The sequence below is a fragment of the Neobacillus drentensis NBRC 102427 genome, from assembly GCF_001591445.1.
Lineage (GTDB): Bacteria > Bacillota > Bacilli > Bacillales > Cytobacillaceae > Neobacillus > Neobacillus drentensis.
Map to the genome: position 1 here is coordinate 74,373 of NZ_BCUX01000021.1, position 13,916 is coordinate 88,288.

Annotated in this window: 13 protein-coding genes and 1 pseudogene; 3 read left to right on the forward strand and 11 right to left on the reverse strand. The window is 39.0% G+C overall.

Annotation, left to right across the window (positions count from 1 at the left end; genetic code table 11):
- Nucleotides 1-9: 9 nt before the first annotated feature.
- The 6 genes from BDR01S_RS12025 to BDR01S_RS12050 all read right to left on the reverse strand — a co-directional run bounded on the left by BDR01S_RS12025 (nucleotide 10) and on the right by BDR01S_RS12050 (nucleotide 3,806).
- Entirely contained in the window at nucleotides 10-351 is a 342-nt protein-coding gene (locus BDR01S_RS12025; protein ID WP_066251735.1) for a cupin domain-containing protein, read from the reverse strand.
- 146 nt (nucleotides 352-497) lie between these two features.
- The gene (locus tag BDR01S_RS12030) at nucleotides 498-1,046 is read right to left on the reverse strand and encodes a 2-oxoacid:ferredoxin oxidoreductase subunit gamma family protein (protein WP_066251731.1); all 549 of its coding nucleotides are present in this window, start codon (nucleotides 1,044-1,046) and stop codon (nucleotides 498-500) included.
- A complete protein-coding gene (locus BDR01S_RS12035; RefSeq protein WP_066251728.1) occupies nucleotides 1,046-1,801 on the reverse strand; it encodes a thiamine pyrophosphate-dependent enzyme in 756 nt (251 codons plus the stop codon). The genes BDR01S_RS12030 and BDR01S_RS12035 overlap by 1 nt, the downstream gene beginning before the upstream one ends.
- Nucleotides 1,798-2,862 carry a 3-methyl-2-oxobutanoate dehydrogenase subunit VorB gene (locus BDR01S_RS12040; protein ID WP_066251726.1) on the reverse strand — a complete coding sequence of 355 codons (1,065 nt, stop codon included), beginning with the start codon at nucleotides 2,860-2,862 and terminating at the stop codon, nucleotides 1,798-1,800. Before BDR01S_RS12040 ends, BDR01S_RS12035 begins: the two co-directional genes overlap by 4 nt.
- A gap of 21 nt (nucleotides 2,863-2,883) precedes the next feature.
- Complete coding sequence (locus BDR01S_RS12045; RefSeq protein WP_066251724.1) at nucleotides 2,884-3,114, reverse strand: 4Fe-4S dicluster domain-containing protein; 231 nt, start codon at nucleotides 3,112-3,114, stop codon at nucleotides 2,884-2,886.
- Between the two features lie 14 nt (nucleotides 3,115-3,128).
- Nucleotides 3,129-3,806, reverse strand: coding sequence for a hypothetical protein (locus BDR01S_RS12050; protein ID WP_082797402.1), 678 nt, complete (start codon nucleotides 3,804-3,806; stop codon nucleotides 3,129-3,131).
- A 217-nt stretch (nucleotides 3,807-4,023) separates the two neighbouring features.
- Between BDR01S_RS12050 and BDR01S_RS12055 the strand changes: the two genes are divergently transcribed.
- The 3 genes from BDR01S_RS12055 to BDR01S_RS12065 all read left to right on the forward strand — a co-directional run bounded on the left by BDR01S_RS12055 (nucleotide 4,024) and on the right by BDR01S_RS12065 (nucleotide 6,867).
- A complete protein-coding gene (locus BDR01S_RS12055; RefSeq protein ID WP_066251720.1) occupies nucleotides 4,024-5,139 on the forward strand; it encodes a metallophosphoesterase in 1,116 nt (371 codons plus the stop codon).
- Nucleotides 5,140-5,297: 158 nt separating this feature from the next.
- Nucleotides 5,298-6,578, forward strand: a complete 1,281-nt coding sequence (locus BDR01S_RS12060) for an ArsB/NhaD family transporter (protein ID WP_066251717.1) — start codon at nucleotides 5,298-5,300, stop codon at nucleotides 6,576-6,578.
- Nucleotides 6,579-6,588: 10 nt separating this feature from the next.
- Complete coding sequence (locus BDR01S_RS12065; RefSeq protein ID WP_066251715.1) at nucleotides 6,589-6,867, forward strand: hypothetical protein; 279 nt, start codon at nucleotides 6,589-6,591, stop codon at nucleotides 6,865-6,867.
- 36 nt (nucleotides 6,868-6,903) lie between these two features.
- Here BDR01S_RS12065 and BDR01S_RS12070 read toward each other — a convergent pair whose 3' ends face one another.
- The 5 genes and pseudogenes from BDR01S_RS12070 to BDR01S_RS12095 all read right to left on the reverse strand — a co-directional run bounded on the left by BDR01S_RS12070 (nucleotide 6,904) and on the right by BDR01S_RS12095 (nucleotide 13,809).
- Nucleotides 6,904-7,956: a GGDEF domain-containing protein gene (locus tag BDR01S_RS12070; RefSeq protein WP_066251712.1), complete on the reverse strand. Its 1,053-nt coding sequence runs from the start codon at nucleotides 7,954-7,956 to the stop codon at nucleotides 6,904-6,906.
- 173 nt (nucleotides 7,957-8,129) lie between these two features.
- Complete coding sequence (gene tkt / locus BDR01S_RS12075; RefSeq protein ID WP_066251711.1) at nucleotides 8,130-10,142, reverse strand: transketolase; 2,013 nt, start codon at nucleotides 10,140-10,142, stop codon at nucleotides 8,130-8,132.
- A gap of 65 nt (nucleotides 10,143-10,207) precedes the next feature.
- Nucleotides 10,208-11,512, reverse strand: a pseudogene (gene larC, locus BDR01S_RS26260) (nickel pincer cofactor biosynthesis protein LarC).
- Between the two features lie 41 nt (nucleotides 11,513-11,553).
- Nucleotides 11,554-12,312 (reverse strand): nickel pincer cofactor biosynthesis protein LarB, encoded by a 759-nt coding sequence (larB, locus tag BDR01S_RS12090; RefSeq protein WP_066251707.1) that lies wholly within the window; start codon nucleotides 12,310-12,312, stop codon nucleotides 11,554-11,556.
- A gap of 24 nt (nucleotides 12,313-12,336) precedes the next feature.
- Entirely contained in the window at nucleotides 12,337-13,809 is a 1,473-nt protein-coding gene (locus BDR01S_RS12095; RefSeq protein WP_066251704.1) for a gluconokinase, read from the reverse strand.
- Nucleotides 13,810-13,916 lie beyond the last annotated feature (107 nt).

Genomic DNA, 13,916 nt, shown 5'->3' on the forward strand with positions numbered 1-13,916 from the left:
TTGCCTTGGTTATATATTTTTTGCATAAAGTTCGCTTGGAATTTTGCTTAACACGACATACAAACTTACAGGTTCTTTACCGCTATTATTAAATGACATTTCTTCCTCGCTGCCCACGTGAATCAAATCTGCCTCTGATACTTCTGATTCCTTTCCATCTATTATAATTGTGCCGTTTCCTGTAACGACATAAAGATAAACCTCTGTACCCGGATGCTTATGTTTTGGCAGTTGCTGCCCTGGTAGAAAGTTCAAAACAAAAGCGGTCGTTTCTCCTTTTTTGTAAATAATTCTCTTTGTGAATTTATCTTCACTATATTCCATATATTCTTTAACAGAGTTCTTTTCCATTTACTATTCCTCCTTGGAAATGATTATATATTCATCTTAATTGAAAATGGTTTTCAGTTAAGTGAACCTTATCACTTTACGTATTATGTCACAAACTTATTTTTTTTTATCATAAAAGGCCAGCTGCGATACAGCTGACTTTCCTCTTAGGATATAGCCACTTTGACAAGTGATGCTCCCTTTTTTAAGGCTTGTTTATTTATATCTAGTAAATGATGCTTATCTTCAGAAAGGACCTTTTTTAATGACTCTATTACCGAATCCTCTGTAACAATCTTCGTTTGTTCCAAAAACGCCCCTAATAAAATCATATTGGCCACACGCGCGTTTCCAAGGTCGTTTGCCACATCTGTTGCCGTTAATTCAATTATCTTTAGATCTTTTCGGTCTGAATTTCTAACAACTAACGATGAATTAATAATTAAAAGTCCACCGGGGCGAACCTTAGGTTCAAACTTATCAAATGAAGGATTATTTAAAACGATGGCAGTCGATGGCATCGTAACAAGAGGAGAACCGACTGGTTCATCACTTATAACAACCGCACAATTGGCTGTCCCTCCCCTTTGCTCCGGTCCATAAGAAGGAAGCCACGAAACTCCTTTTCCTTCTAGCATCCCGGCGTAAGCAAGAAGTTGTCCCATCGACATAACACCTTGTCCGCCAAAGCCGGCAATGATAATTTCCTCGAGCATCAGTTTTCCCCTCCTTCTTTATTTTTGTATACACCCAGAGGATAAACTGGAACCATACTATCCTTCACCCATTCAAGTGATTCCGCCGGGTCTAGTCCCCAATTGGTTGGACATGTCGATAATACCTCTACCATTGAAAAACCTAATCCTTTTTTCTGTGTTTTAAACGCTTTTCGGATCGCCTTTTTTGCCTTTTGGATATGAGGAACATCATGTGACGAAACCCGCTCGATATAGGCGGCACCATCAAGTGTGGCAATCATTTCACACACCTTAATTGGCGAACCTTGGAGGCTGGCATCACGGCCGAACGGTGTAGTGGCTGTTTTTTGACCAATCAGCGTTGTCGGAGCCATTTGTCCGCCTGTCATGCCATAAATAGCATTATTTACGAAGATAACTGTTATATTTTCCCCTCGGGCTGCGGCATGGATCACTTCACTTATCCCAATCGAAGCAAGATCTCCATCACCTTGGTAAGTAAACACAAACCGATTAGGCAAAACCCGTTTTACTCCAGTCGCTACGGCAGGGGCCCTGCCGTGTGCTGCTTGTGTCATATCACAATTAAAATACTCATACGATAACACGGAACATCCGACGGATGCTACTCCTATTGTATCTTCTAAAATATCCATTTCCTCTAAAACCTCAGCCACCATACGGTGAATGATACCATGAGTACAGCCGGGACAATAATGTGTAGGTTTATCAGTCAAACCGCTTGTTTTTTTAAACACAGTCTTCATTGTCATACTGATACCCCTCCTGCAATGGTGATAATCTTTTCATATATTTCTTCTTGTGTTGGTACTACTCCGCCAGTCCTGCCGTAGAAGTCCACCGGGGCGTGACCATTTACCGCAAGCCTGACATCCTCAATCATTTGCCCTGCGCTCATTTCAACGGAAATATATGCTTTAACCTGGTCCCTTGTTTCAATAAATGGCTTCTCCGGAAACGGCCAAAGTGAAATAGGCCGAATTAACCCAACCTTTATACCATTTTTTCTGGCTTTATTTATGGCATTCATCGTGATTCTAGCAACCGTTCCGAATGCTACCATAATATAATCTGCATCCTCAGTTTGATAGGACTCATATCGAACTTCATTTTCCTTTATTAAGGCAAATTTTTGCTGTAGACTCCAGTTCCGCTTTTCTAATCCCTCTGCATCTAGTTCCAGTGAGGTAATAATCCTCGGACCGCCATCTCCGCGTGTCCCAGTTGTTGCCCATGCCTTTTCAGTCTTTTCTTGTTCGCTGCGTTCCTTGAATTCAACTGGTTCCATCATTTGACCCAGCATACCATCACCCATTAAAATAACCGGTGTCCGGTAGCGGTCTGCGATATCAAAGGCAGCCTCTGTTAATTCAACTATTTCCTGTAAACTCGCCGGTGCAAGGACTGGAATATTGTAATCTCCATGTCCCCCGCCTTTTGTTACTTGGAAATAATCGGATTGTGCAGGCTGAATATTCCCTAATCCCGGACCTCCACGAACGATATTACAAATAACAGCAGGAAGCTCAGCACCCACTAAATAAGAAATCCCCTCCTGCTTTAAACTAAAGCCTGGACTTGAAGAGGAAGTCATTACTCTCACACCTGTACTTGCTGCACCGTACACCATATTTATTGCAGCAATTTCACTTTCTGCTTGAAGGAATATCCCTCCAACCTCAGGAAGTCTTCTTGCCATATAGGCGACAAGTTCACTTTGCGGGGTGATTGGATAGCCAAAGAAATACTTACATCCCACATGAACCGCTGCCTCAGCAATTACTTCATTTCCTTTCATTAACACTTTCCCCATCGATAACGCCCCCTCCTAAAATCACACAGTTTGCAATATCTTTACTGGCCTATATACAGCAATAACAGTATCCGGACATATTTGGGCACATTTCGCACAACTGATACAATGCTCTTGATCAACAACTGCAGCCGGGCGATAGCCTTTTCCATTTAAATAATCTGCCAGAAAAATAACGTTTGTTGGACAGACCTGAACACAGAGACCGCAAGACTTGCAAATGTCTTCGTTAAAAACGACCTTTTTTTCCAAAGCAATTCCCTCCTTTACCCTTCCCAAGGTAATTTCATAAATCGTTCGATAAAGATTACTTCATGATTATTAGCAAATTCCTCTGCTTCTTTTTTCAAATGGTTTGAAATAGTTGTATATAAAATTGGGATTTCAAGTTTTTCTGCCACTCGGCAGCATAACTCAAAGCCTGTTTGAACATCTTGCATGGTTGTTTCCCTGCCAAGATTTGAATTATTTATTATTCCTGTAATCTTTAATCGGGAGGCTTTTTCAATCTGTTCAATCGTATACAATGCCCCCTCTAAGGTACTAACATAAGGGCGATTCTTATTAAGGACAAAAAGGAGCTCAGGGCTAAATTCCTTCCATTCATGATAATATTGCCCTAAAGCTGTAGCACCATCTTTATCCCCCCCGGCATCTACTATTAACTTATACCTATTGTCATGTAAAACTCGATAAATCTCACCAGACACAATTGGAAGGTCAGATGTTGCGAGATGACTTTTTGGGGCAATTAATTCAATATCTCGCTGCTGAAAAATATTAGCTACATCCCGCGTTCGATAATAAGGGTTAATAATATCTAAATCATTAATCGCTACTTTTTCATGTTTTTGTCTTTCAGATAAAGCTAAATTAATAGCAATCTCTGTTTTCCCGCTTCCAAAATGACCCGATAAAATAGTTATCTTTCTTATTAGATTCACCTAGAGTGTCACTCCCCTATAACCTGTAAGCGTTTCCAATTAAACACTTTAGGAAAAACTTCAAAAATAATTCTCCTTCCATTATATGATAAATATCCCACTATCCGCTTTGACCAAAGTCACATGTCACTTGATTGTCAAAAAGAATCATAATTCCAATAGGAAAACGAATACTAAAGATACCTTTAAAGCACGATTATGAAGGAGGCATTCTATTTTGTATAAAAAGACTTTGTTTATCTTTTTGATCCTATCTCTTTTGAGTTTATCTCAAACTCCCTTTTCATCTAAAGCCGAGAACACGCCTAAACAACCAGGTGTGGTTGATTTACGTATCTTAGAAACAACCGACTTGCATGCATCCTTAGTGAATTACGATTATTATCAAACAAAGCCTGACAACCGAATTGGTCTTGTTAAAACAGCAACACTTATCAGGGCTGCAAGACATGAAGCTCAAAATTCTTTATTGTTTGATGATGGTGACCACCTAAAAGGAAATCCTCTTGGAGAGTATTTGGCAAGAATTCGGGGTATTAATAAGGGGAAAATCCATCCGGTTTATCGCGCCTTTAATTTTTTGAACTATGACGCTATTGCCATAGGCAATCACGAATTTAATTATGGACTTGATTTCCTCAATGCAGTCATTAAGGGTGCAAAGATGCCTGTCATCAATGCCAATGTTTACTCTGTAAAAAAAAATAAACACTACTTCACCCCGTACGTTATTTTAAAAAGAAATGTGGTCGACCAAACTGGTGAAAAATTTGAATTAAATGTAGGGGTCATAGCTTTTATGCCTACCCAAATTATGAAATGGGATAAGGCTAATCTTGAAGGTAAGGTCATTGCTAAACCGATAGTTGATACAGCGAAAGAAATGATCCCGATTATGAAATCTAAAGGAGCAGATATCATTATCGCTCTAGCTCATACAGGGATCAGCTTCGAGCCATATAGCTCTGAATCAGAAAATGCAGTTTATTATTTAACAAACATCCCTGGAATTGATGTCGTACTTGCAGGGCATTCCCATAATGTCTTCCCGGGACCTGTTTATAAAAATTCACCTAAAACAAATATCAAAACGGGACATATAAATGGAAAACCTGTTGTTATGGCCGGAGCTTTCGGAAGTCGTCTAGGAATTATTGATCTCACAATCCAAAAAAGCAGTAACAGGTGGAAAATAATAAAAGGAATCTCATTTACAAGACCAATTGCTGACGAGTCAGGGAAATCCCTTGTAAGGAAGGATAAAGGCCTATATAAGTTAGTTAAACCCGAGCATCAGGAAACCGTTGACTTTATAAAAAAATTGGGGCTCTAATAGTTAAAGATGTTCTTTACATCCGAAGCATAGTCTAATAAAATAATGTATAATATGTATAGGGTGTTTTACTAGGGGGAGTCTGTCAAACAGGCTCCTTTTTGTCATTTTTTCATATGCGCACTATATAAATAATCCAAGGGAGAAGAGGTCGATATATGTCAACGCAAGCACTAATCGCCATTGGTGTATTTTTAATTACATATGCCTTTATCGTCACGGAAAAAATCCATCGCACAATCATCGCCATGACTGGCGGAATCATGATGGTATTATTAGGAATTATCGATCAGGAAAAGGCGCTTCACCATATTGACTTTAATACACTCGGATTGCTGACCGGTATGATGATTATCGTAGCTATAACATCCGAGACTGGCTTGTTTAAATACATTGCAATTTGGGCAGCTAAAAAAGTTAAAGGAGATCCTCTAAAAATTTTGCTTGCGCTCGGTACGATTACTGCATTGGGTTCAGCATTTTTAGATAATGTAACAACGGTACTCTTGATGGTTCCGGTAACATTCAGTATCACAAGGCAACTTCGAGTCAATCCAATTCCTTTTTTAATTACTGAAATTATCGCATCAAATGTTGGAGGAACCTCCACATTGATTGGGGATCCTCCTAATATCATGCTTGGCAGCGCTGTTAAGGAACTTACCTTTATGGCATTTATTGATAATCTTACTGCTATATCATTCTTTATTTTGTTTGTGAATATTGGAATATTAGCATTGATTTATCGAAAACAGCTTCGAACATCAGAAGAACTGAAGGCAAATCTAATGGACCTAGATGAAAAGGAAGAAATAACGGATAAAAGGTTATTAATCAAGTCATTAGCTGCCCTGCTGTTAACTATTTTGGGATTCTTCCTGCATCAGTTACTGCACATAGAATCCGCAACTGTTGCATTAGCGGGTGCCTTTTTGCTTCTTCTATTGACAGGAGAAAAATATTTAGACAAAGCATTTTCAAAGATAGAATGGACAACCATTTTCTTCTTTATCGGACTGTTTGTATTGGTATCAGGTCTGATTGAAACTGGAGTGATTTCGTTATTAGCAGATTACTCTGTTCACCTTACAGGTGGTGATGTGACTTCGACATCAATATTAATTCTCTGGGTAAGTGCTATCGCATCTGCTTTTATTGATAATATCCCGTTTGTCGCAACAATGATTCCGATGATTAAAGATATGGGAGAACTAGGAATAAATAATTTGGAGCCACTTTGGTGGAGCCTTTCACTCGGGGCATGTCTTGGTGGAAACGGTACATTAATTGGGGCAAGTGCCAATGTGATTGTTGCTGGGCTTGCAGCGAAAGAAGGGCATCCGATTACTTTTGGAAAATTCTTATTGATTTCCTTCCCATTAATGATTTTATCAATCATAATCTGTACAGTTTACATTTATTTGAGATATTTAATATAGGAGGAGTATGATGAAACTAGAATATCGATATGACGAGCAGCTTCTTGATTTAAAAGAAACAGCTAACGGCGATGATTTTGAATTTACCCTTACTTTTGTTAATAGCAATTGGAAGGAAAAAATCGCTAGGATCCGCACCTATTTTGATGAAAATAATATCCTGACAGATACCCATTTCTATATTCACCCAAACAATAAGATTCAAATAATCGTAAGAAAAGATTTTTATCATGAATTTTTAATCCAGTTGTTTAGACAGCAAATAGTTGAAGAGATTAAATGGGTTTAAGAAATGGCTGCCATTATTCTATATGGCAGCCATTTTCTATGCTAGAACGCAATCATTTTCAGCAGGATGCTTTTTCATTATTAAATCCATTCGAACTTTGGCACGTTCCTTCATTTCAGGTATATATAAAGAATAACAGTTTCTTCCCTTTTCCTTCGACTGGTACATAGCAAGGTCAGCGTTTTTAATTAACGTATTAATATCTGTCCCATGATGGGGGTATAAACTTATTCCTATACTTGGTGAAATGTTAAATTCTTGCCCGTAAACAATAAATGGCTCTACCATTACCTGCAATATTTGCCTGCACATTTCACTAGCCTCTACATCACTGGTTAAATTAGGAACTAAGATGATAAATTCATCCCCGCCAAATCTTGCAAGGACAGTATCTTTGCCAAGTGCCTCTTTTAATCTTTTGGCAACCGATTGCAATAATACATCTCCTGCTTGATGTCCTAAACTATCATTGATTACTTTAAAATGATCTAAATCAAGCAGAAACAGCCCTACACCTGAGTTTTCCATTTCATGTTTTACTTCGTAGTTTTCTAGAAAGGATTTGATAAACCAGCGATTTGGAAGACCAGTTAAAGCATCATGATAGGCCATATGCGCAATCCTTTTTTCTGCCTTTTTTAATTCACTAATATCCATACCAAACCCCAGTAAAAATTCTTCATTTGATTCCGGTACTTGAATAATCGTTTTACCGGAAAACATATAATATTCCTTCCCTTGAAAACCTGCGATTGCTTCAGACGTAATAAGACTTCGTTTCCGCCATACCTCGAGGTCCATTTTTCGGTTTACTTTAGCAATAGCTTCTGGGAAAAAGTCAAAAACAGTCTTACCCAATAACTCATCTAAATTCATACCATTTAACTCACATGCCTTTTTATTCGCAAACATCGTCCGACCTTCAGAGTCTTCTAAAAAAACATTAATCGGCAATGCATCGAGAACCATCGAATGTAAGGAAGAATTAAGTCGGAGTTCTTTTAATAGCTCCTGTTCTCTATTTTCAAGTTCTTCTATCCTTAATTGTAATCTTTCTATTTCTTCATATAATTGGGAAATGTTTTTCACTAAGTATCCCGCCTTTGATAAACAATCTACACAAATACAAAATCTTAATTATATTTTATATCTATTTTTGCAGCTATTATTGTTTATTTCTAACAATTTAATGAAATTAGTAAGACTAGGCTATGGATAATAAAAAAATTGCTGCCAGAATTACCTGGCAGCAATTTTTTTTATTAATAAGTTAGTTCTTTAAAACGTTTCACAACATTCTCAACAGAGAAGCCATATTTTTCAAGTAATATGCTTTCAGGTGCAGATGCACCAAATTGATTGATGGCGATGACACTGCCATGGTCCCCAACATATTCTCTCCAACCAATCGATGAACCCATTTCAATCGCAAGCCGTGCTTTCATATGTTTCGGCAGAATCGATTCCTTATATTCAAGTGTCTGCTTCTCAAATCGGTCCCAGCTAGGCATACTTACAACAGATACAAAGATTCCTTCATTTTCAAGCACTTGTTGAGCAGCCATCGCCAGTGAAACTTCCGAGCCAGTTGCAAGCAATAAACCGCTAGCATTGCCTTTCGCTTCTGAAACAACATATGCACCTTTTTTCACACCTTCATAAACCGTTTGTTGCGGAAGTGCTAAGGTTGGAAGGTCCTGACGTGTTAAGACAAGAGCAGTTGGTGTATCTGTACTATCGATGGCCAATCTCCAAGCAGCAACTGTCTCTTTCGCTTCTGCAGGACGGAGAATTGAAAGTCCGGGCATAGCACGTAATGCTGCTAGCTGTTCGACTGGTTCATGAGTAGGTCCGTCTTCACCTACAGCGATGCTATCATGTGTAAATACGTAAGTAACTGGAAGTTTCATTAAGGCTGCTAATCGAATTGCAGGGCGTAAATAGTCCGAGAATACAAAGAAAGTAGAACCAAATACTTTAACTCCACCATGAAGTGCCATCCCATTTAGTGCGGCACCCATCGCGAATTCACGAACTCCAAACCAAATATTGCGGCCTGCATAGCTATCAATATAGTAATTTTTTTCAGATGTAATCAGTGTTTTGTTCGAACCTGCTAAATCCGCAGACCCCCCGATAAATTGTGGGATAACATTGGCTACGGCATTTAGTGCTTTCCCTGATGATGCACGAGTTGCTATCTTTTCACCTTCAGTAAAAGTAGGCAATGCCTCTTCCCAATCTTTTGGAAGTTCACCAATAATAGCTGATTCAAATTGCTTTGCGAGCTTAGGATAATCCTTCTTATAGCTTTCAAATAATTCATTCCAAGCATTTTCTTTCAGTTGTCCATCTTGTGTAAATTGATTAAAGTGATCTTTAACTTCTTCTGGAACGAAAAATGGCTCTTCATTATCCCAATTATAGACAGCTTTTGTTAACCTAATTTCTTCTTTTCCAAGTGGAGATCCATGAGAAGCGGATTTACCAGCTTTATTTGGAGAACCAAAGCCAATCACTGTTTTAACCTCAATTAATGTTGGGCGATTCAATTCTGCTTTTGCTTCTTGCAATGCCTTTTGAATTGCATCTGTATCATTTCCATCTTCAACACGAATCACTTGCCATCCATAGGCATTAAATCGGTCCTCAACACTTTCAGAGAAGGATAAATGTAAATCCCCGTCCAATGAAATATCATTTGAATCATACATGACAATGAGTCTTCCAAGTTTAAGATGACCTGCAAGAGATGCTGCTTCAGCAGATACTCCTTCCATTAAGTCGCCGTCTCCACAAATACTATAGGTATAATGGTTAACGATTGGATATCCCTCTTGATTATATGTTGCAGCTAGATGTCTTTCCGCCATTGCCATCCCCACTGCCATAGCAACACCTTGTCCAAGTGGCCCTGTGGTTGCTTCAACGCCAGGGGTATGACCAAATTCAGGGTGCCCAGGAGTTCTGCTGCCCCATTGACGGAAGTTTTTCAAATCATCAATGGTTACGTCGTAACCGAATAAATGTAATAGACTATATAAAAGCATGGAGCCATGACCTGCTGATAAAACAAAACGATCTCTGTTAAACCAGTTAGGATTCACTGGGTTATGATTCATTTCTTTTGCCCAAAGCGTGTAAGCCATTGGTGCTGACCCCATAGGCATACCAGGATGACCTGAGTTTGCCTTTTCGATGCCATCAATCGATAATGTCCGGATTGTATTAATTGCTACTTGATCAAGTTTTGTTTCATTTACTAATGTTTTCATATGCTATGACACTCCCAATCTATTAATTTAATATGCAAATCTTATTATCATATGGTTTGAAAGGCTTAGTTTTCACTGCCCAAAGCCTTCCAAACCATTTCGTAAACTTTTTTCAAGGGAATGTTATGTATTTGTGCAATGCTTTTGCATTCCTCAAACTCTGGGGCCCTTTGCACGACGTCTCCATTATACATTCCTTCTTTAACTGTCACAGGACCACACTCGGTTGTAACCATCCTAAACTTTCTTTCTAACCGGTGTACTGTTAAAGGATAATAACGTACCCCTAGTGTAGTGGTTTCTTTAAAAAGGATTTCCTTTATATTAGCTACATGCTTCTGGGCGCAAAGTAATTGAAGTAATACACCTGGTCTATTTTTTTTCATATAGATTGGTGTATAGAAAACATCATTTGCCCCAGCCTCAAAAAGGAGATCCATTACATAGCCAAGCCATTCTCCGGGAATATCATCAAGGTTAACTTCCATTTTGACCATTTGATCATCGATATGTTCATGATTGGCAGGATGTGATACCAAGAGACAATCTCCTTTCATTTAGCATTTTTACGTATGGGGTAGATCTTTATCAGACTGTAACAAACAAAAACCTTAATCACCGATAATGACACGGAGTACATTCGGATGATTTTTAAATGTTTTTGTTCCCGCACCGTAGCCAATTGAATTGATTTTCATTGAAGGAATCGAACAAAACTCCTCTGCAAGGACAGAAACTATCGCTGCGCCTGTTGGCGTAGTTAGCTCAAATTTAATATCTGACTGATCAATTGGCACCCCTTTTAAAATTTCTAATGTTGCAGGTGCCGGGACAGGATAAACTCCATGGTCAATGTGGATACGACCTGTTCCCACCGGAATGGGCGATGATTTGATTATGTCGATTTCTAATTGATGTATTAAGATAGCTGCCCCAATAATATCAATAATCGAATCGACTGCCCCTACTTCATGAAAATGGACCTTCTCTAATGGAATTCCATGGATATGTCCTTCTGCTTCACCAATTCTTTTAAAGATTTTTAGAGCAGTTATTTTCACAGGATCATCAAAACCAGCATTTTCAATTAAACCAACAATATCTTTATATGCCCGGTGATCATGATGGTGGTGGTGCTCATGGTGATGGTCATGATGGTGCTCATGCTCGTGGTCGTGAGCACCATCATGGTCGTGATGGTGCGACTGAACATTGTTCATCAACACCACATCAAATTTTGTACTAGTAATCCCATTTTTCACTAGCTTTTTCCATGTTAACTTATACTCATCCTCTATATGAAGCTTTTTTAATTCCTCTACTAAACGGTTGGGATCTGCTCCGGCATCAATTAGGGCACCAATCACCATATCCCCACTGATACCTGAAAAACAATCAAAATAAAGTGTTCTCAATTCTTCCTAGCCCCTTTTTGTGCGAGTTGATCAATTAATACTGCGTTATATCCTCCGCCAAACCCATTATCAATATTCACGACACTAATCCCGGATGCACATGAATTTAACATCGTTAACAAAGCAGATAATCCATTAAAATTGGCCCCATACCCAACACTTGTCGGAACAGCAATTACAGGATGTGATACAAGCCCGCCTACTACGCTTGGAAGAGCTCCTTCCATACCTGCTACAACAACGGAGACCGTGGCATTTTGAATTTCTTCAGCGTGGCTTAACAGGCGATGAATACCGGCAACACCTACATCATAGAAACGATGTACCTTACTGCCTAATACTTCAGCAGTAACTGCTGCTTCCTCCGCAACCCGTAAATCCGAGGTTCCTGCACAAATCACGGCAATATATCCTTGAGGAGCCGCTTCTTCCGTATTTTCGTCTTTCCAAAACAGAATTTGTGCTTCTTCTTTGTAGATAAACTCAGGGCACGAACGTTGAACTATTTCTGCCTTTTCTTTGGAAATTCGAGTAACGAGTACTTGATTGTTTCGAGCTCTTAACACTTGGATAATTGAAATAATTTGTTCATTCGTCTTCCCTTCACCGTACACGACCTCGGGGAATCCTTGCCGTTTTTTACGATGATGATCAATTTTTGCAAAACCTAAATTCTCAAATGTTGCTAATTTCTCCTTGGCTTCTTCGACACTTAGGGTACCTCTTTGAACCTGCTCTAAAATTTCTTCAAGCATTCGTTCTCCCCCTCAATATACACTTCAAAAATTTTTGGACATTACACTTGCCAACTTTTCATAGTTATCATAGATCATTCTATATTTTTCACTATTTTCTTTAATTGGAACGATGGCTTCACCCATAGGAATATTCTCTTTAATATCTTCAAAAGATTTTACCTTTCCTGTAGCAACTAGTGCTGTCCAAGCTGCTCCCCAGGCTGCACTGTGGTAGCTCTCTGGAACATAAATTTCCGCTTCGAATACATCTGCCATCATTTGCAGCCATAATCGAGATCTCGATAAACCACCGTTAACATAAATCTTTTGATGCTTCCCTGCTAACCGCTCTAATGCCTTGCCAATTTGAAAGAGGTTAAAAGTAATCCCTTCTAGAACCGCTCGTATAAAATGTTCTCTTTTATGTGTAATAGATAATCCATAAAAGTTTCCTTTTGCCCGTTGATTCCAGATTGGTGCTCTTTCGCCATTAATATAAGGTAGAAAAAGGATTCCGTCTGAACCAAGTGAAACCTTTTCAGCATCTGCAAGGAATTCAGTGAAGCTTCTTTGGTCATTTAACAGGTCCTTTACCCATTGTAAGGCAATCCCGCCATTATTCGTTGGACCGCCTATGATAGAAGAATCTTCAGTAAAGGAATAACAAAAGGTTTCTTGATTATCACTTATCTTAACGCCTGAAGTTATTTGCCTGATGGCCCCGCTAGTTCCTACGGAAACCGCCACTTCACCAGGGAGAATCGCTCCAATTCCCAAGTTAGCCAACTGACCATCAGCAGCACCGATGACAAAAGGAAGTTCAGAGTCTATGCCCATTTCTTCCGCAATTTGAGGACTAATTCCCGTTAGTACCTCTGTCGGCGGGACAATTCTTGAAAGCTGTGCCTCATGAATACCCGTAAGCGTTAATAACTTTTGATTCCAGGTATGTGTGGATGGGTTAAATAACCCTGTCGCAGATGCCATCGAATAATCAATTACCCGCTGATTAAACCAGCATTGGAGTAAATACTCCTTAATCGACATAAAGTACTTAGCTTGAAGGTAGGGTTCATAGTCTGTTTCTTTCATCCATAACAACTTAACGAATGGTGTCATTGGGTGAACCGGTGTTCCTGTTTCTGAATAAACCTCGTTACCCATTGTTTCTATCACTGATTCTGATTGTGGATAACTTCTTCCATCAGCCCAAATTAAAGCTGGAGAAATGGGAGAACCAGTCTCATCTACACAAATAAGTGAATGCATGGCAGCAGAAAATCCAATTGAAATCAGATCATTTTTCTCAATACCTGCTTTTTGAATCGCCTCTTTTATAGCTTGGACAGCGGATTGTTCAATCTCAATGGGATCTTGTTCCACCCAGCCTTGCTGTGGGTAATTAAACGTGTTCATTCTCTCTGCTTCTGCTATTAATTTCCCGTGTAAGTCAAATACGCATGCTTTAACACTTGTTGTTCCAATATCTAGTCCAATTACAACTTCTCTTGACATGCTTCCTCTTCCTTTTCACATAGCATTAAGTAACATTATCATTTTTCGCCATTTTATTATCGTTATAATAAAAGGCTTTGGATCATTCCAAAGCCTTTTTTCAAAGC

Bases quoted from the DNA above. Each gene is read 5' to 3' on its own strand.
- BDR01S_RS12095 (WP_066251704.1), bottom strand. From the start codon at position 13,809: ATGTCAAGAGAAGTTGTAATTGGACTAGATATTGGAACAACAAGTGTT.
- BDR01S_RS12025 (WP_066251735.1), bottom strand. From the start codon at position 351: ATGGAAAAGAACTCTGTTAAAGAATATATGGAATATAGTGAAGATAAA.
- tkt (WP_066251711.1), bottom strand. From the start codon at position 10,142: ATGAAAACATTAGTAAATGAAACAAAACTTGATCAAGTAGCAATTAAT.
- BDR01S_RS12065 (WP_066251715.1), top strand. From the start codon at position 6,589: ATGAAACTAGAATATCGATATGACGAGCAGCTTCTTGATTTAAAAGAA.
- larB (WP_066251707.1), bottom strand. From the start codon at position 12,312: ATGCTTGAAGAAATTTTAGAGCAGGTTCAAAGAGGTACCCTAAGTGTC.
- BDR01S_RS12030 (WP_066251731.1), bottom strand. From the start codon at position 1,046: ATGCTCGAGGAAATTATCATTGCCGGCTTTGGCGGACAAGGTGTTATG.
- BDR01S_RS12035 (WP_066251728.1), bottom strand. From the start codon at position 1,801: ATGACAATGAAGACTGTGTTTAAAAAAACAAGCGGTTTGACTGATAAA.
- BDR01S_RS12040 (WP_066251726.1), bottom strand. From the start codon at position 2,862: ATGGGGAAAGTGTTAATGAAAGGAAATGAAGTAATTGCTGAGGCAGCG.
- BDR01S_RS12060 (WP_066251717.1), top strand. From the start codon at position 5,298: ATGTCAACGCAAGCACTAATCGCCATTGGTGTATTTTTAATTACATAT.